17 protein-coding genes are annotated in these 20,299 nt (G+C 71.5%); 12 read left to right on the plus strand and 5 right to left on the minus strand.

Translation table 11 applies throughout. The features are described 5' to 3' along the window. The first annotated feature begins 175 nt into the window (after positions 1-175). Together E1288_RS03540 and E1288_RS03545 are read left to right on the plus strand one after the other, a co-directional pair. Complete coding sequence (locus E1288_RS03540; RefSeq protein WP_132480622.1) at positions 176-1,459, plus strand: ABC1 kinase family protein; 1,284 nt, start codon at positions 176-178, stop codon at positions 1,457-1,459. Next, positions 1,456-2,649, plus strand: a complete 1,194-nt coding sequence (locus tag E1288_RS03545) for a KR domain-containing protein (RefSeq protein ID WP_132480625.1) — start codon at positions 1,456-1,458, stop codon at positions 2,647-2,649. Before E1288_RS03540 ends, E1288_RS03545 begins: the two co-directional genes overlap by 4 nt. A 460-nt stretch (positions 2,650-3,109) precedes the next feature. Here the strand turns inward: E1288_RS03545 and E1288_RS03550 are convergent, their stop codons facing one another. The 5 genes from E1288_RS03550 to E1288_RS03570 all read right to left on the minus strand — a co-directional run bounded on the left by E1288_RS03550 (position 3,110) and on the right by E1288_RS03570 (position 10,049). Further along, positions 3,110-5,251 carry an SRPBCC domain-containing protein gene (locus E1288_RS03550; RefSeq protein ID WP_132480628.1) on the minus strand — a complete coding sequence of 714 codons (2,142 nt, stop codon included), beginning with the start codon at positions 5,249-5,251 and terminating at the stop codon, positions 3,110-3,112. Between the two features lie 90 nt (positions 5,252-5,341). Then, positions 5,342-5,989, minus strand: a complete 648-nt coding sequence (locus tag E1288_RS03555) for a DUF6073 family protein (RefSeq protein ID WP_132480631.1) — start codon at positions 5,987-5,989, stop codon at positions 5,342-5,344. A 28-nt stretch (positions 5,990-6,017) separates the two neighbouring features. Continuing rightward, on the minus strand, positions 6,018-7,334 hold the full coding sequence (locus E1288_RS03560; protein WP_132480634.1) for a HEAT repeat domain-containing protein: 1,317 nt from the start codon (positions 7,332-7,334) through the stop codon (positions 6,018-6,020). Between the two features lie 150 nt (positions 7,335-7,484). After that, the gene (locus tag E1288_RS03565; RefSeq protein ID WP_132480637.1) at positions 7,485-8,336 is read right to left on the minus strand and encodes an SRPBCC family protein; all 852 of its coding nucleotides are present in this window, start codon (positions 8,334-8,336) and stop codon (positions 7,485-7,487) included. 78 nt (positions 8,337-8,414) lie between these two features. Next, entirely contained in the window at positions 8,415-10,049 is a 1,635-nt protein-coding gene (locus E1288_RS03570; RefSeq protein ID WP_165967973.1) for an SMI1/KNR4 family protein, read from the minus strand. Positions 10,050-10,195: 146 nt separating this feature from the next. On the opposite strand from E1288_RS03570, the gene E1288_RS03575 reads away from it, so the two are divergent. The 10 genes from E1288_RS03575 to E1288_RS03620 all read left to right on the plus strand — a co-directional run bounded on the left by E1288_RS03575 (position 10,196) and on the right by E1288_RS03620 (position 20,205). Further along, positions 10,196-11,179 carry a helix-turn-helix transcriptional regulator gene (locus E1288_RS03575; protein ID WP_132480644.1) on the plus strand — a complete coding sequence of 328 codons (984 nt, stop codon included), beginning with the start codon at positions 10,196-10,198 and terminating at the stop codon, positions 11,177-11,179. Continuing rightward, complete coding sequence (locus tag E1288_RS03580; RefSeq protein ID WP_132480647.1) at positions 11,176-12,147, plus strand: helix-turn-helix transcriptional regulator; 972 nt, start codon at positions 11,176-11,178, stop codon at positions 12,145-12,147. Before E1288_RS03575 ends, E1288_RS03580 begins: the two co-directional genes overlap by 4 nt. Before the next feature lie 19 nt (positions 12,148-12,166). Further along, entirely contained in the window at positions 12,167-12,367 is a 201-nt protein-coding gene (locus E1288_RS03585) for a bacteriophage holin (protein WP_132480650.1), read from the plus strand. Between the two features lie 78 nt (positions 12,368-12,445). Beyond that, the gene (gene tatA, locus E1288_RS03590; RefSeq protein ID WP_132480653.1) at positions 12,446-12,718 is read left to right on the plus strand and encodes a Sec-independent protein translocase subunit TatA; all 273 of its coding nucleotides are present in this window, start codon (positions 12,446-12,448) and stop codon (positions 12,716-12,718) included. Positions 12,719-12,738: 20 nt separating this feature from the next. Further along, positions 12,739-13,695, plus strand: coding sequence for a twin-arginine translocase subunit TatC (gene tatC, locus E1288_RS03595; protein ID WP_165967974.1), 957 nt, complete (start codon positions 12,739-12,741; stop codon positions 13,693-13,695). 118 nt (positions 13,696-13,813) lie between these two features. Next, complete coding sequence (locus E1288_RS03600) at positions 13,814-14,695, plus strand: diacylglycerol/lipid kinase family protein (RefSeq protein WP_132480656.1); 882 nt, start codon at positions 13,814-13,816, stop codon at positions 14,693-14,695. A gap of 146 nt (positions 14,696-14,841) precedes the next feature. Further along, on the plus strand, positions 14,842-17,619 hold the full coding sequence (locus E1288_RS03605) for a DEAD/DEAH box helicase (RefSeq protein WP_132480659.1): 2,778 nt from the start codon (positions 14,842-14,844) through the stop codon (positions 17,617-17,619). A gap of 166 nt (positions 17,620-17,785) precedes the next feature. Beyond that, positions 17,786-18,292: a DUF4333 domain-containing protein gene (locus tag E1288_RS03610; RefSeq protein WP_235883313.1), complete on the plus strand. Its 507-nt coding sequence runs from the start codon at positions 17,786-17,788 to the stop codon at positions 18,290-18,292. A gap of 43 nt (positions 18,293-18,335) precedes the next feature. Then, a complete protein-coding gene (locus E1288_RS03615; RefSeq protein ID WP_132480665.1) occupies positions 18,336-19,529 on the plus strand; it encodes a GNAT family N-acetyltransferase in 1,194 nt (397 codons plus the stop codon). Positions 19,530-19,617: 88 nt separating this feature from the next. Further along, positions 19,618-20,205 carry a TetR/AcrR family transcriptional regulator gene (locus E1288_RS03620; protein WP_235883314.1) on the plus strand — a complete coding sequence of 196 codons (588 nt, stop codon included), beginning with the start codon at positions 19,618-19,620 and terminating at the stop codon, positions 20,203-20,205. Positions 20,206-20,299 lie beyond the last annotated feature (94 nt).

Genomic DNA, 20,299 nt, shown 5'->3' on the forward strand with positions numbered 1-20,299 from the left:
CTCTGGGGTGTGCCGAAGGCGTGACGGGACGGGGGAGGTCTCGTGGGGGGACCGCGCTCGGTAGCCGATGCTGTCCGAGAATGGTTTCTAAAAGTAAAGCGATTTCTGCCATTGCTCGACATTGACGACATCCGTCGCGCGTTGCGCGGCCGATTCCGGGAGTCGGGAGGTAGCGGTGTCAGACGATCGGGACGACCTCGCCGCACCGGGAGTGCGAAAGCGGCACCTCGCGTTGCGGTCCGCCGTGATTGCCGGAACGGCTTTGCGGCACGGCGGCCGGGCGCTCGCGCGCCGCGCCCTGGCGCGGCGGGCGCCGAACGGCTCCGGCGGGCTGGCCGAGCTAGTCGCCGACCTCGGCCCGGCGTTCGTGAAGGGCGCCCAGCTGCTCAGCACCCGCCGGGACCTGCTCGACCCGAAGTGGTGCGACGCGATGGGCGGCCTGCACGACCAGGTGCGCCCGATGTCCCGCCCGCAGGCGGTGCAGGCGCTGCACCGCGCATACCCCGCCCAGCGGGAATGGCCGTTCCGCCGGTTCGACGCCACGGCGGTGGCCAGCGGCAGCATCGCCTGCGTCTACCGGGCGGAACTGCACGACAGCACCGAGGTGGCGGTCAAGCTGCGCCGACCGGGCCTGCACCGGCTCATCGGTGCCGATCTGCGGCTGGTCGCCGCCGGTGCCGGGCTGGTGCAGCGGCTGCCCGCGATGCGGCGGGTGCCCGCGGCCCGCATCGTCGACCAGGTGTCCCAGGCGATCCGGCGGCAGCTCGACCTGGAGCTGGAGGCGCGGGCGTTGGAGACGCTGCGCGCGAACCTGGGCGACTTCGCGCGGGTGCGGATTCCCGCTCCGATTCCCGTCGCCTGCGGAGACGGCGCGCTGGTCATGGAGTTCGTGCCCGACCTGCGGCGCTTCGGCCCCGACAGCTTCACCCGCGAGCAGCGGCGCGAACTGGTGCGCCAGGTGCTGCACGCCGTCTACCGGATGCTGTTCGTCGACGGCCTGGTGCACTGCGACATGCACCCCGGCAACCTCTACCTCAATCCGGACGGGAACGTCGTGCTGCTCGACGCGGGCTTCGTCGTGCCGCTGCAACCGCACGTGAAGCGGCTGTTCGCGGAGTTCTTCCTGAACATGTCGCTGGGGCGCGGGCCGGAATGCGCCGAGGTCGTGCTGCGCAGCGCCGAACATGTGCCACCGGATGCCGATCTGCCGGGATTCCGCGCCGGCATCGTCGAACTGGTGGCGACCACCGCCGGGCGCCGGGCCGGTGACTTCCGGCTCGCCCCGTTCGCCACCCGGCTGTTCGACCTGCAGCGCCGCTCCGGGGTGGCGGCGGCGCCGGAGTTCGTGTTCCCGCTGCTGTCGATGCTGGTGCTGGAAGGGATGATCAACGAATTCGACGTGGACGTGGACTTCCAGGCCGAAGCCATCCCGACGCTGCTTCCCGCGCTGAACCGGTGAACCGGATCGCGGTGTGGCGGGCGCACCGGGTGCCGGTGGCGCCCGACCGGTCGGAGGCGCGGCCGTGGTTCGTGATCGGCGCTGGCCCGGCGCCGCTGCGCGCCGTCCTGCACGCATCCGCCGCCCGATCCGGCCCGGCCGTCCCGGTCGTCGTGCTGGGCGACAGATTCCGCCCGGACGACAACGAATTCCTGCTCCGCGGCCTCGCGGTCGCCCGCGCCGGATCCGGCCGGCTCGTGCTGGTGCACACCGGCTCCGGCGGCGGGAGCCTGCTGAACTGCGCGGTGGCCGAGGACGGCCGGCTGTCGGCGATCGAGATCGAGCTGTCCGGCGGTGCGACGCCGCCGGCCGTCGAAGCGGCGATCGCCTTCGCCGGTCATCACGCCGACGGCTACCGCCATGTGGAGATCGACGGAAACGGCAACGCCTGGCGCACCGGATGGTCCGATGTGGACTTTCCGTGCGTAGATCCGGCGCGGATGCGCGGCGAGGTGCTGATCACCGGCGGGCTCGGCGGGCTGGGCATCCGGGTGGCCGGGATGCTGCGCGCCCGCACCGGAATCCGGCCGGTGCTGCTCGACGATCTCGGCCGCGGCGAGATCTCCGGCGACGTCCACGCGGCGCTGGCGAGGCTGAAATCCTCAGGCGGCACAACGGTTCTCGACGCAGACGTCACCGACCTGGCGCAGGTGCGGACTGTACTGGCGGCGCGGCAGGTGACCGGAATCGTGCATTGCGCGGGCGACGTGCGTGGCGGTTTCGTCGCGAGCGCGACGGCGTCCCGGCTCGCCGCGCTGCAAGCCCCGAAGGTGACGGGGCTGCGAAATGTGCTGGCGGCGGTGGATCGCGGCGCGCTGCGGCGGCTGATCACCTTCGGCTCGATCACGGCCCGGTCGCCGCACTCGAACATGGGGGCATACGCGCTGGCCAATGAACTTCTCCGCCGCAGCACCATCGCCGCTGCCGACGACCTCCCGGGCTGCGGCTGCACGGCGGTGGAGTGGTCGCTGTTCAGCGGGGCGGGCCAGGCCCACCGGATGGGCGCGGTCCGCCAGGCCAGGAGCATGGGCATGCCACCGGTCCCGCTCCAAGCGGGCATGGACGTACTGCTGCGCCTGTTCACCAACCCGAGCACCGACTCGCTGGCGGTGACCGGGCTGGGCGACCGCACCTTCCCACCGGGGCCGTGAGTCTTTTGGGCTGCTACAGAGCTTGTTCGGATGTGGTGGTGCGGGGCCGTGGTAGAGCGGGTTGTGCCTTCAAAGCGATGAAGCGAACGGACTGTTCGTCTCGTCTATTGGGGCGAGCGGGCCGTTCGCTCCGTACCGGCTGGTGCCTGCCGAGGTCGGGTGGGTGAGGCGAACGGACTGTTCGTCTCGTCTATTGGGGCGAGCGGGCCGTTCGCTCCGTACCGGCTGGTGCCTGCCGAGGTCGGGTGGGTGAGGCGAACGGACTGTTCGTCTCGTCTATTGGGGCGAGCGGGCCGTTCGCTCCGTACCGGCTGGTGCCTGCCGAGGTCGGGTGGGTGAGGCGAACGGACTGTTCGTCTCGTCTATTGGGGCCGACGGGCCGTTCGCTCCGTACCGGCCAACCAGGATCCACCACTACGCAAACGAGTTCTCAACCCAAAAGACCCACGCCCAGCGGTGCTCAGGGTCGCAGCACGTACAGTGCGTTCATCGGGCTCGGCAGCGGAATCCGGTCGACACTGCGGAAACCGGCCGCCGTCGCCAGCTCGCGCAGCTTCCCCGGCGGCAGCCCGAGCGTTCCCAATCCGGGCGCGCCCTGCGAAAGAGCCGACGGCAGGCAGTAAAGCGTGCTCGTGGCGTAGAGGATCGTCGCGCCGGGGCCGGTGTTGTCCGCCGCGTCCTCGGCGCAGTTGGTCTCCAGCACGAGCACCGCACCAGTGCCCTCCCGCAGCGCGCCGCGAACCGCCCGGAGCAGCCCACCCGGGTCCGGCGCATCGTGCAGCACGTCGAACATCGTGACCAGGTCGACCTGATCGGGCAGTCCCTCGGCGGCGTCCTGGTGCTCGAACCGCACCCGACCGGTGACCCCGGCCTCCACCGCCGCCGCCCGCGCCCGGTGCACGTTCGGCTCGTGCAGGTCGAAGCCGACGAAGTCGGCGGCCCCGAAGGCCTGCGCCAGCCGGAGCACCGCATGCCCGCCACCGCAACCGACGTCGACCACCGTGCCGCCCTGCCCCAGCACCTCGGAAAGCCCGTCCACGGCCGGAATCCACTGCGGCACCAGCATGGTGTCCAGCCAAGTCCGGCTCATCCGCTCCATGGCGAGGAACAACTGCTGCGAATAGCGGTCGTGCGGCACGCCGACGCCGGTGCGGAACGCCTCCTCCACGTCCCGGACCGCATCCACTAGCTGCGGCACGAGCTCGTAACCGGCTGCGAGGCTCATCGGCGAGTCGTCGGCGAGCACGGCGGCCGCCCCGGCCGGTAGCGAGAACTGCTGCCCGTCGTGCCGTTCCAGATAACCGGCGCTCGCCATGCCGTTCAGCCATTCGACCAGGTACCGCTCGTCGCAGCCGGCGAGCCCGGCCAGCTCGGCGGCGGTGGCGCGACCGGCGCCGGCCAAGGCCTGGAACAGCCCCAGCCGTAGCCCGAGCACGCACAGCACGCTGGTCATCGCACCGCCGAGATCGGACATCGCCCGCCCGGCGAAATCCATCGCGGGCGACTCCGCCGGCACGGCCGCCGGCGCCGGGCCGTGCCCGTTGGTCCGGCCCGCCTCGGCCGCGCCGCCGCTGATCGACCAACCGTGCGGCCCCACCGGCGCGCCGTCCGCCGGGCCCTGCTGCTGCAATAACATCTGCGCCCGCGCGGCGGCCGACACCCAGTAGCCGGTGACGATCTTGCGCTCGGTCACCGCGTCCGGGATGCCGAGGTCCTCCCAACCGTCGTGGAAGACCTGCAGCAGGCTCTCCCGCAGCCCCACCGGCTCGATCCAGATCCGGCCGCCCAGCGCCGACGGCCACGACGCCCGGCGCAGCTCGAACTCCAGGCGCGGCAGGTAGGACGGGAACTCCTGCCCGCTGTCGACCAGCTTGGTGACCCGCAGCAGCGCCCGGCCGCTGGCGTCGCCCATCACCACGGTCATCTCCTCGCCGGCCGCCAGCGACCCGGCGCACGGCTGCAGCCAGTGCCGCACCGCGCCCGGCGCGGTGAGCGCCTCCCACGCCTGGAACGGCGGCGCGGGCAGCGGGATCTGCAGGTAGGGGCCCATCCGGCGCCACGGCCACCGCCACTCGGTGCCGGTGCGCAGGTGTGCGGCGAGCTGGTCGAGGATGCCGGGCCAGCCCATGCCGTTCCAGGACCGCCAGTCCGACGGCGGGTTGACCGCCTCCTCGACCACCGTCACTGAGGTGCCCGCCCCGGCCGGTTCCACGGTCCAGGTCACCGAGGTCGCCGGCCCGATGCCGACCCACCGCCACAGGTAGCGCAGCACCCCGGGGCGGCCGTCGCCCGGGGCGGTGCTCTGCTGGGTGCGGCACCAGAAGAACTCGCCGTCCTCGAAGTCGAGCATCACCTCGGCGCCGGTGCGGGCCCAGTTCCCCCGGCACACCCCGAACCACCGGGAAACCCGGTCCGGGTCGGTGAGCGCGGCCCACACCGCCCGCGGCGGCTCCGGGATGACGACCGTGCTGACCAGCCGTTCCCACCGGTCCTGGGCGACCGGCACGGCGCTACCCCGCAGCGGCGCGAAGCCCGCGGCCTCGTCGGCGACCGGTACGCCCAGGCCGGGCGGACCGCCGACGTGCAACTGTTCGGTGCTCATCTGACTTCTCCCTCGCCACGTCGACGAAAACCAGGCGGACACCACTGGAAGCCGGTGGTCGCGACCACCGGCTTCCAGCTGGGTTCTGAATCACGCGATCTGTTCCTTGGGGAGGTAGCCGCCCATCGTGAAGCGCAGGCTGGTCACGTAGGCGACCGGGTCGTCATCCGGACGGCGGATGTCGTGCAGCGGCAGCATCCGGTAGATCTGCCCCTTCCCCGGCGAACCGGCCGGCGGGATCTGCCGGACGTCGTCGATGGTCAGGATGATCGGTTCCTTGTTGATCAGCTGCAGGCCCAGCTTCGGCATGTCGAAGATCGCGCCGACCGCCATCCGGCAGGCCTTCGCCGCCGGTCCCTCGCCCGCGTACGGGTCGAACGGGGTCCGGATCTGGCCCGCGGACAGGCATTCCGGGTTGAGGGTCACGGTGATCCGGCCCAGCTCCTCGGACTCGCCGGTCATCCGCATCTCGATCAGGTTCGTGTAGACCTCGGCGTTGGCCCACTCGGTCGCGGTCGGCTGCGAGCGCACCACGCGCACGTAGCCGTCGAACGGCACGGTGTACTCGCCCACGCCGGGCACCGCAAAGGTGTCGATCGAGGAGATGCCGAGGTTGTCGATGCCGGGATCCGGCGTCGTCCACGGCTGCACCTCGGTGCCGGAGTAGAGGTTGGGCACGCCGTCCGTGGTGACCGGGCGGCCGTAGACCACGGACGGCTTCTGCGTCGGTGTGGACATGGTGGTCGTCCCTTCGGCGTCGGGTGGTTCAGGGCATCAGGGCGGTGTGGTCGCAGCAGGTCAGGCCGGGCCGGTCGGCGACGCCGTCCTGGTCCATGTCGATCTCGCCGTCCACTGTGGAGTAGACGTCGCGCGAGTTGAGGTCGATCGTGCCGTCGCCGTCCCAGTCGTTGAGCTTGCCCTTGAACGTGCCGAGGATGAAGGCGTTGGTCATCGGCCCGACCTCGGGATCGTGCAATGTGGACAGCACGCCGTTGCCGGGCACCAGCACCTCTTCCAGCGACTTGCCCGCGATCCGGCTCAGGTCCACGTAGCCCCAGCCCTGGAACCGGCCGCGCACGTAGCGGATCGCGGCCTCCTCCCGCACCTGGAACCGTGGCTCCAGGTGCCAGGTGCCGTAGCGGGCGAAGCCGATGTTGGCCTGCCGGACGCCCTGGCTCGGGTCATCGGCCTGCCCGGACTTGAAGAACGTCCGGGGCACCAGCGACTCGAAGAAGAAGTTCCCCCGGTCGCGGCGGGTGCGGTCGGTGAACCCGCGGAACAGGTAGTTGTCGCAGTGCGGCGAGCCGTCCTGGTGCAGCCCGTCGATGGTCTTGGCGATCACCAGCTGCTTCTCCCTGGTGGCCACGTTCGGGCAGGCGTGCGCCTGGCCGTAGATGCGCGCGAGTCCCTGCGGTGCCAAGGAGATCTTGCCCCAGTGCGTGTTGGACGGGTCCAGGCGCACGTACAGGTCGCAGTGGATCAGCAGGAAGATCGTCTCGTCGAAGGTGCGGTCCGGCGTGTACAGCCCGGATCGTCCGTCGAACGCCGGGTCGCCGGTCTGCAGCTCGCTGATGAACAGCTTCGCCCACTCGGCGATCTCCGGGTCGTCGTCGGTCAGGAACTCGCCAAGCGCCGCGATCGCGGTCGGCCCACCGAGCTTCTCGATGGCCCAGAGCGCATCCCACCGCACCTGCCGGTCCTGGTCGGTGCGGGCCGCTTCGGCCAGCAGCGCCACCGCGTCCTCGTGATCGCGGTCGGCGTACTCGAACAGGGCCTGCTCGCGCATCGCAGGGTCGGGGTGCTGGAACGCCTGCTCCCGCAGCTGGTCGTTGCTGCGGTTGTCCAGCCGGATGGCGACGCGGTCGAGGGCGTAACCGAAGTCGCTGGCCCACGCCGCCGGGTCGCCGGCGACGAACCGCGGGTCGACGTTGCTGAGCGTGGTGCGGTACGCGAAGTTCAGCGCGTCCTTCTGCTCGGTGGCCAGGTCCTCCAGTGCCTTCGGATCCTGGACGGCGGCGTCCCAGCGGCCCGGGTGGTGCTCGGCGAGTGCGCCGGGAGATTTGTTGCACAAATCGATCGCCATTGCACTGATTCCTTTCGGCGTCGGGCTGTTTCGACCCTTCCGAAGGTATTGACGACCGGCCCCGAAGGGCTTCTCCCAACTTGCCGACTGGCGTTGCGGAAAAACTCGTGAGCGTTTTGGATCGCCATGGCAATCCAAAACGCTCACGATTCACGCGGCGCGGGTGCGGGCGGACTCCAGGGCCGCGATCCAGGTGGCGGCGAACCGGCGGCGCACCGATTGCGCGCGCTGCGCGGACCAGCCCAGCCGGGTCCAGCCGGTGTGGGCGAAGCTCAGCTTCCAGGTTTCACCGGCCGCTTCCCGCAACCGCACGGTGCACGCCGGATTATGCTGCGAGTCCGGGATTTCCACGGTGAAGGTCAGCAGGCGGTCCTGCGTCAGCGCCCAGTCGCGGATCCGGAACCGGCGCGGGCCTTCCTCGTCGAGCACGAAGAACCAGCTCGGTTCGAAACCGTCGCTGGCGATCGGCAGCCATTCGTACAACTCGGATTCGCGCAGCGGGTGGAAATCGCCGGCCGGCAGCTCCACCGAACCGTCGATGTCATCGCGCCAGCCGTAGCGGGTGTTCTTGCCGGTGCGCAGGTGCCGTTCCAGGCGGGACAGGAAATCCGTCCAGCCCTCCAGCATTTCGGCGGCCTCGGCGGGGGACCGGCGGTCGTCGTGGTCGCGGACGGTCACCGACACGCCGTCCGCGGTCGGCGCCAGCCGCCAGGTGATCAGCTCCTGGCGGGCGACGCCCAGGAAGCGCCACTCGAAGTCCAGCTCCGGCGGCTCGATCCGCCGCGGCACCAGGACGAAGAAGTCCCCGTCGCCGAAGTCGACGCGGTTCTCCTCGCCGACGCGCAACGGTCCGGCGAGGTAGCCGAACCACTGCTCGACGTTCGCGGGTTCGGTGATCGCCGCCCACACCCGGGGCAGCGGCGCGGCGCAGTGCACCCGCACTTCGACGTGCCCGCTGGTGATCCCGCCCTGCGGCACGGCGGCTCGGTCGTCGGTTCCCATGCCCGGCCTCCCGGTCGTTCGGCGGGGACGCGATCGCTCCAAGTTGCTGACGAATACTATAGTGATCCGGTCAAGGCGTCAGGGGCGCCGCAGGCGCAGCAGCAGCCGCCGCCACAGCGAGGTGTGCGGGCCCGCCGGCGGCTCGCAGCGGCTCCGGGTGTAGCGGAGATCCGGTTCGTCGACGAGGGTTTCGGCCCACGCGGCCGCGTCGCGCAGCGCGGGCGAACCGCTCAGTTCGGCGGCGGCCAGGCCCGCCGGGTGGGACGCCGTCTCCCGCAACGTGTCCCACTGGCGCTCGTTGAGCCTGAGGTGGCGCACCCCGTCCAATTCGGTCAGCACGGCCACATCGCCGATCTCGGCCCGGGCCAGGTCCAGTCCGTACAGCCGAGGGCAGTCGCGCAGCGGGCTCAGGTCGACCGGCCGGCCGGTGGTCAGCCGCAGCACTCGCAGCGTCGGGTGCGCGGCCAGCGGCGCGAGATCGATGCCGTCGAGCTCGGCGGTCAGCACCTCGACCGGGGTGCCGCGCAGCGCGGAGAGGTCGGCGGCCAGGCAGTCGATCAGCTCCACTTCGAGCAGCGACGGCGCCCCGCGCAGCGGTGCCAGGTCGACCCGGTCGGTGTTGGCGATGACGAGCCGCTGGACCGCCGGGGGAATGTCGCGCAGCCGGGCCGAATCGCCCTCCACCCGCAGTTCGCGGCCTTCGGCGGGCTCCGGCTGCTCCGCCATGAACAACCGCAGCTCGCCGCCGCGGTACTGGTAGGAGTAGTCCGCCAGCGCGTCGACGTGGCGCTGGAGCAGGCTGGTCACCGAGTCGGCGACGTAGACCGGACCGTCGTCCTGGCGCATGCCGACGCGGATCACCTGTCCCGGCCGGCCGTTGGGGCCGGGATCCATGTCCACCGCCAGGAAGGCGCCGCCAGTGTCGTGCGCGAACGGGAGCCAGCCGGGGCGGTCCACCGCCCGGCGCACCGCACCGGCCGGCCGGGAGTCGTAGCGGAGCTCCCGGAACAGCAGCCGCTCCCAGTCGCGCACCGCCCACCAGCGGTCCGCCGGGTCGCTCAGCGCGACGACCTTGTTCAGCCCGAGCCATTCGTGCCCGTGCAGCAGGCCGGCGCGCCGGTCGCCGTTGATCCGGCCGTACAGCGCCCGCAGATCTGCGGGCAGCGGCACCGGCAGCCGGTCTTCGAGGAACTCCCGCTCGTCTGCTTCCAGCGGTTGCGGTAGCCGCTCGGGGCGGTCGAGGATCTCGGCGCGCCGCGCGAGATAGCCGTCCAGCAGCTCCAACGCGTGTAGCGGGTCGCCGGCCTGCGTCGGGTCCGCCGGCCCCGGTTGGAAGTCGGCGGGCTCGGCGGGCAGTTCGCCGGGGCGCAGCAGGTAGGTGAAGCCCGTGCGGTCGGGCCGGGTCGGGCGCCGCAGCGATTCGCTGGTGAGCGCCTCGAACCTGCCGTTCGGGCGGACCACCAGCTCGATGCTCAGCCGGTCCCCGGCCCGCTCCAGCTCGTGCACCCGGCACAGCGCCTCGTGCAGGTCGAGCTCGCCGGTCTCGCCGGGCGGCTCCGGCTCGTACCAGAACCCGTGATGACCGGAACCGCTTCCGCCCGTGGCGAATCCGCGCAGCACCGCGCGCCGCCAGCCCTGGGGCGCGGCGGCGGCGATCTGTTCGGCGATCGCGCGCAGCGCCGCGAGCGTCTCGGCATCGTGCTCGGTCGGCAAGGACGGCTCCGGCTTCCGGTCGGGGGTGCGTGCGGGGGCAAGTCTTCTTACCGCACCGCCGCCACATCGGTCCCGGCTGCACCGCTGGACGCATCGCGCACCGGACCCAAACACATGATCGAATACAGCGGGGCTAGGCTTTCGAAGTGGCCACTGTGCGTGCTGAACGCTTGGTGAACCTGGTGCTGTGCCTGCTGTCGACGCGCCAGTACCTCACCGCTGAGCGGATCCGGGCGATCGTGCCGGGTTATGCCGGCGCGCCCACCGACGAGGCCTTCTTCCGGACCTTCGAACGCGACAAGGCCGAGCTGCGCGACCTGGGCATCCCGCTGGAGACCGGGCGCAACTCCGCCTTCGACGCCGCCGACGGCTACCGGATCGCCCGCCGCGACTACGAGCTCGGCGACATCGACCTGGAGCCCGACGAGGCCGCCGCGGTCGCCCTCGCGGTGCGGCTGTGGGACTCCCCGGAGTTCACCTCGGCGGCCCGGGGCGCGCTGCTGAAGCTGCGCGCCGCCGGGGTCGACGTCGACGAGCGCTCCTCGGCGGCGGTCGAGCCGAAGGTGCGCACCAGCGAGCCGGCGTTCGCGCCGCTGCTGGCCGCGGTGCAGGCGGGCCGGGTGGTGGAGTTCGACTACCGGCGCCCGAGCAGCCCCGACGTGCACCGCCGCACCGTCGAGCCGTGGGGCGTGGTGTCCTGGCGCGGCCGCTGGTACCTGGTCGGGCACGACCGCGACCGGCAGGCGCCGCGTTGCTTCCGGCTGTCCCGGATCCAGGGGCAGGCCAAGGCGGTGGGGCCCACCGGGCAGGTGCAGCGCCCGCCGGACACCGACCTGCTGCGGTTCGTCGCCGGCGAGCACCGCGAGCCGCCACCGGCCACGCTGGCCCGGGTATGGGCCGCGGCCGGCCGTGCGCAGGGGCTGCGGCGCCGGGCGACCGTCGTGGACCGGATGGAGCTCGGCGGCGACGAGGGCGACGTGCTGGAGATCGACCTGAACTACCCGGAGTCGGCGGCGAGCTGGCTCGCCGGGTACGGGCCGGACGTCGTGGTGCTGGAGCCGGACACGCTGCGCAAGACGGTGCACGAGATCCACCTGGACGTCGTCGACCAGGTGGGGGAGGGCCGATGACGAGCGCGACCCAACGGCTGCCCAGGCTGCTGGCGCTGGTGCCGTACCTGCTGAGCCGGCCGGGCATCCCGATCGCCGACGCCGCCGCCGACTTCGGCGTCACCGAGCAGCAGCTGCGCAAGGACCTGGAGCTGCTCTGGATGTGCGGGCTGCCCGGCTACGGGCCCGGCGACCTGATCGACCTGTCCTTCGAGAGCGACTCGATCACCGTCACCTACGACGCGGGCATGCGGCGGCCGCTGCGGCTCACCGCGTCCGAGGCGACGGCGCTGCTGGTGGCGCTGCGGGCGCTGGCCGACACCCCGGGCATCGCGGACACCGACGCGGTGCAGCGCGCCCTGGCGAAGGTGGAGAACGCGGTCGGGCAGGCTCGCCCGGCCGGCGTCGTGGTCGGGCTGGAGGGCCGGGAAGGCGCGGTGCGCCCGGGCGTGCGGTCGGCGGTGCAGGACGCGACGACGCGTCGCCGCGCGCTGCGGATGCGCTACTACACGGCCTCCCGCGACGAGATCAGCGAGCGGACCGTCGACCCGATGCGACTGCTGCTCATCGACGGGCGCAGCTACCTGGAGGCCTGGTGCCGCAGCGCGGCCGGGGTGCGGATGTTCCGGCTGGACCGCATCGACGACGTCGAGGTGCTGGCCGAGGCCGCGCAGCCGCCGTCGGAGGCCGAGCCGACCGACGTCTCGGAGGGGCTGTTCCGGCCGGCGCCGGACCAGCTCGTCGCCGAGGTGGAGCTGGAGCCCGACGCGCGCTGGGTGGCCGAGTACTACCCGGTCGACGAGCTCGTCGAGCTGCCGCAGGGCCGGGCCAGGGTGCGGATGCGCTACTCGGACCGGTCGTGGATGACCCGGCTGCTGCTGGGCCTGGGCGGCCAGGCGCGGGTGCTCAGCCCCGACGAGCTGGCGTGTGACGTGCGTCAACGTGCGGAAGACGCGTTGACGCGGGCGCGTCACCTTCCGTCCACCTGAGCGGGATACCGTTACCGACGTGCCGTACGTGTGGAGTCTCGTCCTGCTGGTCGTGGGCCTGGTCCTGCTCGCGCTGCTGCTGGTCCGGTTGTTCCGGGAGCTGCGCAGGTTCAAAGCCGTGCAGCGGCAGGTGTTCCACGACATCGACGACCGCAGCGGCCTGGTGAAGGCTCGCGTGGCCGGTTTGAAGGTGGCGTTCGCCCAACGTCGCAACCGGTGACGCGCAACGGCCCTATTTGTCGACTCCCGTCTTGCGTACCATTGCGCCTGCAGGGACATCACGAAAGGTTGGACACGAATGGGTTTGCCAGGTGGCTGGGAACTGATCCTCATCGTCTTGGTCTTGGTGCTGCTCTTCGGTGCCACCAAGCTGCCGCAGATGGCCCGTTCGCTCGGCCAGTCGGCCCGCGTCTTCAAGGCCGAGGCGCGCGGCATGAAGGCCGACGAGGAAGCGGCCAAGAAGGAGAAGTCCGAGCGGGAGCCGAAGCCGGAGCTGACCGCCGGTGAGTCCAGCGCGCCCCCGGTCACGTCCGCGGTCGACGAGAAGCAGCGCAACGACTCCAAGAACTGACTGAGGACGGGAACAACAAGGTGGGTGCCAGTGCACTGGGGCGCCTGAACCCGTTCCGCAAAGGTCGCCGTCGGTGGGGCCGCAGGCACAACCCCGACGGCACCATGACGCTCGTCGATCACCTCTACGAGCTGCGGTACCGGTTGGGCGTGGCCGTGGTGGCGGTGACGGTCGGCGCGATCTTCGGGATCTGGTGGTTCTCCAACTCGATTTACGGGCTGCCCACGCTCAGCGATGTCCTGCTGGAGCCGTACTGCCAGCTGCCCGTCACCCAACGGCTGAGCCCGAACGGGACGTGTCAGCTGCTGCAGACCGAGCCGTTCGAGATCTTCATGCTGACACTGAAGGTCGGCGTGTCGGTGGGTGCGGTGCTGTTCAGCCCGGTGTGGCTCTACCAGCTGTGGGCGTTCATCACGCCCGGGCTGTATTCCAAGGAGCGCAGGTTCGCCCGGCTGTTCGTGGCCTGCGCGACCGTGCTGTTCGTCGCGGGCGCGGTGCTCGCCTACTACATCCTGCCGACCGCGCTGGGGTTCATGTCCGGGTTCGGCGGGGACGCGTTCTTCACGGCGCTCACCGGTGGCAAGTACATCAGCTTCATGCTGCTCCTGCTGGTGATCTTCGGCGTGAGCTTCGAGCTGCCGCTGATCCTGGTGATGCTCAACCTGGCCGGGATCGTCAGCTACGCCAAGCTGAAGAGCTGGTGGCGGGGCCTGGTCTTCGCGCTGTTCGTGTTCGCCGCGATCGCCACGCCGGGACAGGACCCGTTCTCGATGCTGGCGCTGTCGGCCGCGCTGTGCGTGCTGTTCACCGTCGCGATGGTGATCTGCAAGTTCAACGACAAGCGCCGGGCCAAGAAGCTCGAGGGGCAGGGCCTGGCGGGGCTCAGCCCGGACGAGGCGTCGAAGGTCGACTTCCGGGCCTCCGAGCTGGACACCACGCCGTCCGCAACCCCGAAGCAGCACGACGACGCAACCTGAGATCCGCAATTTCCATTGAAATCGAACCTCTGATTTCAATGGAAATTGCGGCACAGCTCAGCAACGGGGACCTGGGGCACTGGCCAAGGCAGGGGCGTGTGGGTAAGGATCTTGCCTCGTGCGCTGCGTCCTGGTGATCAACCCTGCTGCCGGTGGTGGACTCTCCGCGAAGGTGGTCGGCGAACTCGTCGGCCACCTTCGCGGCGTCTGCGACGTGAAGACAGTGCTCGCCGCCGATGCCCGCGGCACCGCCGACGCCGCGAAGCGGGCGGTGGCCGACGGCGCCGATGTGCTCGCGGTGGTGGGTGGCGATGGCGTCGCGCACCTGGCGGTGCAGGCGTGCGCGGAGTCGGCGACGGCGTTGGCCCTGATCCCGGCCGGGACCGGCAACGACCTGGCCCGGGGGCTCGGCGTGCCGCGCGACCCGGTCGCGGCGGCGCGGGCGGTGGCGGAGGCGTTGCGCACGGGCGAGCGGCGCCGCATCGATCTCGGCAAGGTCGCGGGCGGCGGCTGGTTCGCGACGGTGCTGTGCGCCGGATTCGACTCGCGGGTCAACGCGCGGGCGAACCGGATGCGCTGGCCGCGCGGACAGCGCCGGTACGACCTGGCGGTGGTGCGCGAGTTGCTGGGCCTCCGGCCGATGCCGCTGCGGGTGGAGACCGACGCGGGCACGACGGAGCTGATCGCGACGCTCGTCGCGGTCGGCAACACCGCCTGCTACGGCGGCGGCATCCCGGTCTGCCCGGACGCCGACGCGCGCGACGGGCTCCTCGACCTGACGGTGGTCGGCGAGGTCGCCCGGCGCGACCTGGTGCGGATCCTGCCGTCGCTGCGGACCGGGCGGCACGTCGAGCACCCGGCGGTGCTCACGCTGCGGGCGCAGCGCGTGCGGCTGGGCGGCGAGAACGGCTGGATGGCCTACGCGGACGGAGAACCGCAGGCCCGCCTACCGCTGAGCATGCGCTGCGTCCCCGGCGCGCTCACCGTGGTGGGTTCGTGACCTGGTCATTCATGATGTCGGGGATCCCACAGCGAGAAGGCCTCTGTAGCTCCCGCAGGGGGGGCCGCTACCCACACCGCCACGCAAAATGAGCTTGGAATCAGCCAACCGCGACGGCGGTCGGGGTGATGTGAAAACCTTGGGGTGTGGCTGCCAGCCGTTCCAACCCCACCAAGCTGTCCCCGGCCGACGCCTTCACGGCGCACACCCGCCGCAGCGCGCATCCCGCGCTAGCGGAGTTCGCCGGGGGGATGTCCTTCGAACTCGACCCGTTCCAGAACACCGCCTGCCAGGCCCTGGAGGCCGGGCGCGGCGTCCTGGTGTGCGCGCCCACGGGCGCCGGCAAGACCGTGGTCGGCGAGTTCGCCGTGCACCTCGCGCTCAAGGAGGGCCGGAAGTGCTTCTACACCACGCCGATCAAGGCGCTGTCCAACCAGAAGTACGCCGACCTGTGCGAGCGGCACGGTAGCGACGCGGTCGGGCTGCTGACCGGCGACACCTCGATCAACGGCGAGGCGCAGGTGGTCGTGATGACCACCGAGGTGCTGCGCAACATGCTCTACGCGGGTTCCCGCAGCCTCGACCAGCTCGGTTACGTCGTGATGGACGAGGTGCACTACCTCGCCGACCGCTTCCGCGGCGCGGTGTGGGAGGAAGTGATCCTGCACCTGCCGGAGTACGTGCAGGTCGCGAGCCTGTCGGCGACGGTGAGCAACGCCGAGGAGTTCGGCGAGTGGCTGCAGGAGGTGCGCGGCGACACCACGGTGGTCGTCGACGAGCACCGGCCGGTGCCGCTGTGGCAGCACATGCAGGTCGGCTCCCGGATGTTCGACCTCTTCGGCGGCGAGACCGCGGACCGGGAACTGCAGATCAACCCGAACCTGCTTCGGCACACCCAGCAGCTCGCCCGCGTGCACCTGCCCTACGGCGGCCGGCGCGGCGGGCCGAACGCCAAGGGCAAGGGCCCGCGCCCGCCCCGGTTCTCCCCGCCGTCGCGGGTGGAGATGCTGACCAGCCTGGACGCCGCCGGGCTGCTGCCCGCGATCGTGTTCATCTTCAGCCGCAACGGCTGCGACCAGGCCGTCGCCCAGTGCATGCGCGCGGGCCTGCGGCTGACCACCGAAGCGGAGATCGACGAGATCCGCGAGGTGATCGACGAGCACACCGCCAACCTGCCGGAGAGCGACCTGGCGGTGCTGGGCTTCTGGGAGTGGCGGGAGGCGCTGGAGCGCGGGCTGGCCGCGCACCACGCGGGGCTGCTGCCGGCGTTCAAGGAGACCGTCGAGGAGCTGTTCGTCCGCGGCCTGGTCAAGGCCGTGTTCGCCACCGAGACGCTGGCGCTGGGCATCAACATGCCCGCCCGCACGGTGGTGCTGGAGCGGCTGGTGAAGTTCAACGGCGAATCGCACGTGGACCTCAGCCCCGGCGAGTACACGCAGCTCACCGGCCGGGCCGGGCGGCGCGGCATCGACATCGAGGGCCACGCGGTGGTCGTCTGGCAGCCGGGCGTCGACCCGAAGCAGGTCGCCGGGCTGGCCTCCACCCGCACGTACCCGCTGCGCTCGTCGTTCCGGCCCGGCTACAACATGGCCGTCAACCTCGTGCAGCGCGTCGGCCAGGACGCCGCGCGGGAACTGCTGGAGCAGTCGTTCGCGCAGTTCCAGGCCGACCGGTCGGTGGTCGGGCTGTCGCGGCGCGTGGACCGCAACAGCGAGGCGCTCACCGGCTACGCCGAGTCGATGCACTGCCACCTGGGCGACTTCGAGGAGTACTTCGACCTGCGCCGCCGCGTTTCCGAACGGGAGAAGCACCTGGCCAGGCAGAACCGGCAGTCGCGGCGCGCGGAGGCGGCCAAGTCGCTGGAGAAGCTGCGCAAGGGCGACGTCATCTCGGTGCCCGCCGGGCGGCGCTCGGGGCTGGCGGTGGTGATCGACCCGGGCCTGGAGCCGATGGGCGAGCCACGGCCGCTGGTGGTCACCGAGGACCGCTGGTCGGGGCGGCTTTCGGTCGCCGACTTCACCTCGCCGGTGGAGCCGCTGGGCAAGATGAAGCTGCCGAAGCACGTCGACACCCGCTCGCCGAGGTCGCGCCGGGATCTGGCGTCTTCGCTGCGCAACACCGGCCTCGAGGCCTCCGGCGGGCGCGGCAGGCGGCGTTCCGACGCGACCGACGACGCGGAGCTGGCGACGCTGCGGCGGGCACTGAAGGCGCATCCGTGCCACGGCTGCGACGAGCGCGAGGGCCACGCCCGGTGGGCCGAGCGCTACGAGCGGCTGCGCGGTGAGAACGAGAACCTGCGGCGCAAGGTCGCCGCGACCACGCACTCGCTGGCCAGGTCCTTCGACCGGATCGTCGCGCTGCTGACCGAACGGGACTACCTGCCGGTGGCGGGCTCGTCGGAGGGCCAGGTCACCCAGCACGGGCGGCGGCTGTCCCGGCTCTACAGCGAGTCGGACCTGCTGGCCGCCGAGTGCCTGCGGGTCGGGACGTGGCGCGGGCTGGGCCCGGCCGAGCTGGCGGCCGTGGTGTCGTCGCTGGTCTACGAGTCGCGGCGGGAGGGCCTGGCGCCGCAGGTGCCGTCCGGCCCGGTCAGCGACGCGCTGGCCGCCACCTGGCGGCTGTGGGCGGAGCTGGAGGACGACGAGCGGCGGCACAAGCTGGACCGCACGCGCGAGCCGGACGCCGGTTTCGCCTGGCCGGTGTTCCGCTGGGCGCGCGGCGAGTCGCTGGAGAAGGTGCTCACCGCCGCCGAGTCCAGCGGGCACGAGCTGTCGGCGGGCGACTTCGTGCGCTGGTGCCGCCAGGTCATCGACCTGCTCGACCAGGTCCGCGAGGTCGTCGGCGTGGCGGACCCGGTGGGTTCGGCGGCGGCTAAGGCGGTCGCCGCGATCCGGCGCGGTGTGGTCGCCGCCGGCGCGGTGTGACGTGGCGGCCGCCCGGCCGATTCGGGCGGCCGGTGGGTTGTGGTTGGATTTCCTGGCGTCGGGAACGTCGGTCAGGTGAAGAATCGTCCGGAGGTAGAAGATGTCGTCCCCTTACGGTCCGCCGGGGGGCTATCCCCAGTGGGGGCCGCAACCCCAGGGCCCTGGGATGCAGCCGGCGGCGCCGGGCTATCCGCAGCCGGGTGGTTTCGCGCCGCAGCGACCGCCGCAACCGCCGCCACCGCAGCAACCGCCGCAGCAGTACGGCTACGGCCAGCCGTACCCGCCCGGCGGCGCCCAGTTCCCGCAACAGGGCGGCTTCGGCCAGTTCGACGAGTTCGGGCCGAAGAAGAAGAAGCGTTCGGCGCTGCCGTGGGTGTCCGCCGGCATCATCGTGGTGATCCTCGCGCTCGTGGTGCTGGTCCTCGGCTTCATCACGCCGGGCTGGTTCGTGAAACCGGTCTTCGACTCGGCCAGCGTCGAGAAGGGCGTTTCGCAGACGCTGCGGAGTTCCTACGGCATGACCGGGGTCGGCCAGGTCAGCTGCCCCGCCGGGCAGCGGGTGGCCGTCGGGCACCGCTTCGACTGCAAGGTCACCGTCGATTCGCAGCCCAAGACCGTGACCGTGACGGTGAAGAACGAGAAGGGCGTCTACGAGGTCGGCCACCCCAGGTGAAAATCGGTCGACCCGGGCGGATCCGACCGGGAAGATCGTGGGCGTGACCGGTCATGAAGTGCGGCCCCTGGCCGAATCGGAGTTCCGCGAAGCCCACGATCTGTTCCGCCGCGCCCTGCTGTGGCGCCCGTCGAAGGACGAGGAGTGGGAGCGGAACTCCGGGCGCTACGAGCCGGGGCGGGTGCTGGGTGCGTTCGTCGACGGCGCGCTTGCGGGCACGGCGATGGCGACGACGAACGTCGTCACGGTGCCCGGTGGGAGAAGGCTCCCGGTCGGCGCGGTGACCGGGGTCGGCGTTCGCGCCGACCGGACCCGGCGCGGAGTGCTCACGTCGTTGATGCGGGAGCAGCTCGAAGACGCACGGCGGCGCGGCGAGGCGGTGGCGATGCTGCACGCCTCGGAAGCGGTGATCTACGAGCGGTACGGCTACGGCGTGGTCAGCCGCAGCCGCACGGTGGAACTCGACCGCCGCCGGGCGGCGCTGCGGGAGGACGCGCCGGTCGGCGGCCGGGTGCGGGTGCTGGACCAGGACGAGGCGGCGCCGATCCTGCCCGCGATCTACCAGCGCTGCGCCCAGGACCGGCCGGGGCAGATCGGCCGGGACGACGCGTGGTGGGCGGGGCAGCGGTCGTGGCTCGGCGACGGCGTCCTGATCGCGGTGCACACCGGCGGCGACGGGCTGGACGACGGTTTCGCCCTGTACGAGGCGACGAAAGCCGACGACGTCAACGCGCTGCAGGTCTACGACCTGAAGTCGGCGAACGCGACGGCGGCGGTCCAGCTGTGGCGGTTCCTGCTCGGCGTCGACCTCGTGGACCGGGTGGTGGGCCACGGCCGGCCGCTGGACGAGCCGCTGGAGTGGTGGCTGGCGGATCGTCGCCAGTGCCGCGTCACCAGCGTCGACGACGACCTGTGGCTGCGGCTGGTGGACGTGCTAGAAGCGTTGCGGGCGCGGACCTTCGGCCCGGCCGATCCGGTGGTGATCGAGGTCCGGGACGAGTTCCTGCCGCACAACGACGGCGGTTACCGGGTCGGCCCGGACGGCGTGGACCGGTGTTCCGACGAACCCCAGCTCGTCCTGGACGTTGCGGCGCTCGCGGCGCTGTACCTGGGCGACCAGAAGGCGTCTGGGCTGGTGGCGGCCGGCCGGATCGAGGCGCGTGACCCGGCGGCGGTCGCCGCGGCGGACCGGCTGTTCGCCGCGGTCGAAACGCCTTGGTGCGGCACCAATTTCTGACCGCGCGCGAGTGCTTCGGGTTGCCGCGGCGGCCCTAAGCTCGCGCGTTCGGCTTGAAAATATGTAGACCGAGTGTCATATTTTCTGCGTGAGGAAAGGTGCGCAGACGAAGCAGCAGATGCTCGACACCGCGATGGAGCTGTTCCGGCGGCAGGGTTACCACGCCACCGGCGTCAACCAGGTGCTCGCCGAGGCCGAGGCGCCTCGGGGCTCGCTGTACTTCCACTTCCCGGGCGGCAAGCAGCAGCTCGCCGCCGAAGCCGTCGAGGCGTCCGGCCGGCAGGTGGCCGAGCTGCTGGCCGCGGTGCTGGCGGAGGCGAGCGGGCCGCGCGAAGCCGTGGCGGCGATGATGGCGCACTTCGCGCAGGCGCTGGAGGAATCGGACTTCAGCAGGGGTTGCCCGGTGGCCACCGTGGCACTGGAGGCGAGCGCGGACAGCCCGGATGTCAGGTCGGCGTGCGACGGCGCGTACGGGACCTGGCTGGTGGGTCTGGCGGCGGCGTTCGCAGGCTGGGGGATTCCGGTGGCGCGGGCGGAGGAGCTCGCGGTGATCGCGTTGTCGATGCTCGAAGGCGCGCTCCTGCTCTGCAAGGTCCAGCGGGACGTCGCGGCGCTGCGAACGGTGGGCGATCAGCTGGCCGACCTGCTGGAGGGCGTTCGGGCGGAGCAGGCGTGATGCTCGTGGCCGCCCACCGCGATCGGATCGACGTGTTCTGCGCGCACGACCCGACCGAAGTCGACCGTCACTTCCAGTAGAACTCCACAGTGGA

It is taken from the genome of Saccharopolyspora elongata, assembly GCF_004348985.1.
Taxonomy (GTDB): domain Bacteria; phylum Actinomycetota; class Actinomycetes; order Mycobacteriales; family Pseudonocardiaceae; genus Saccharopolyspora; species Saccharopolyspora elongata.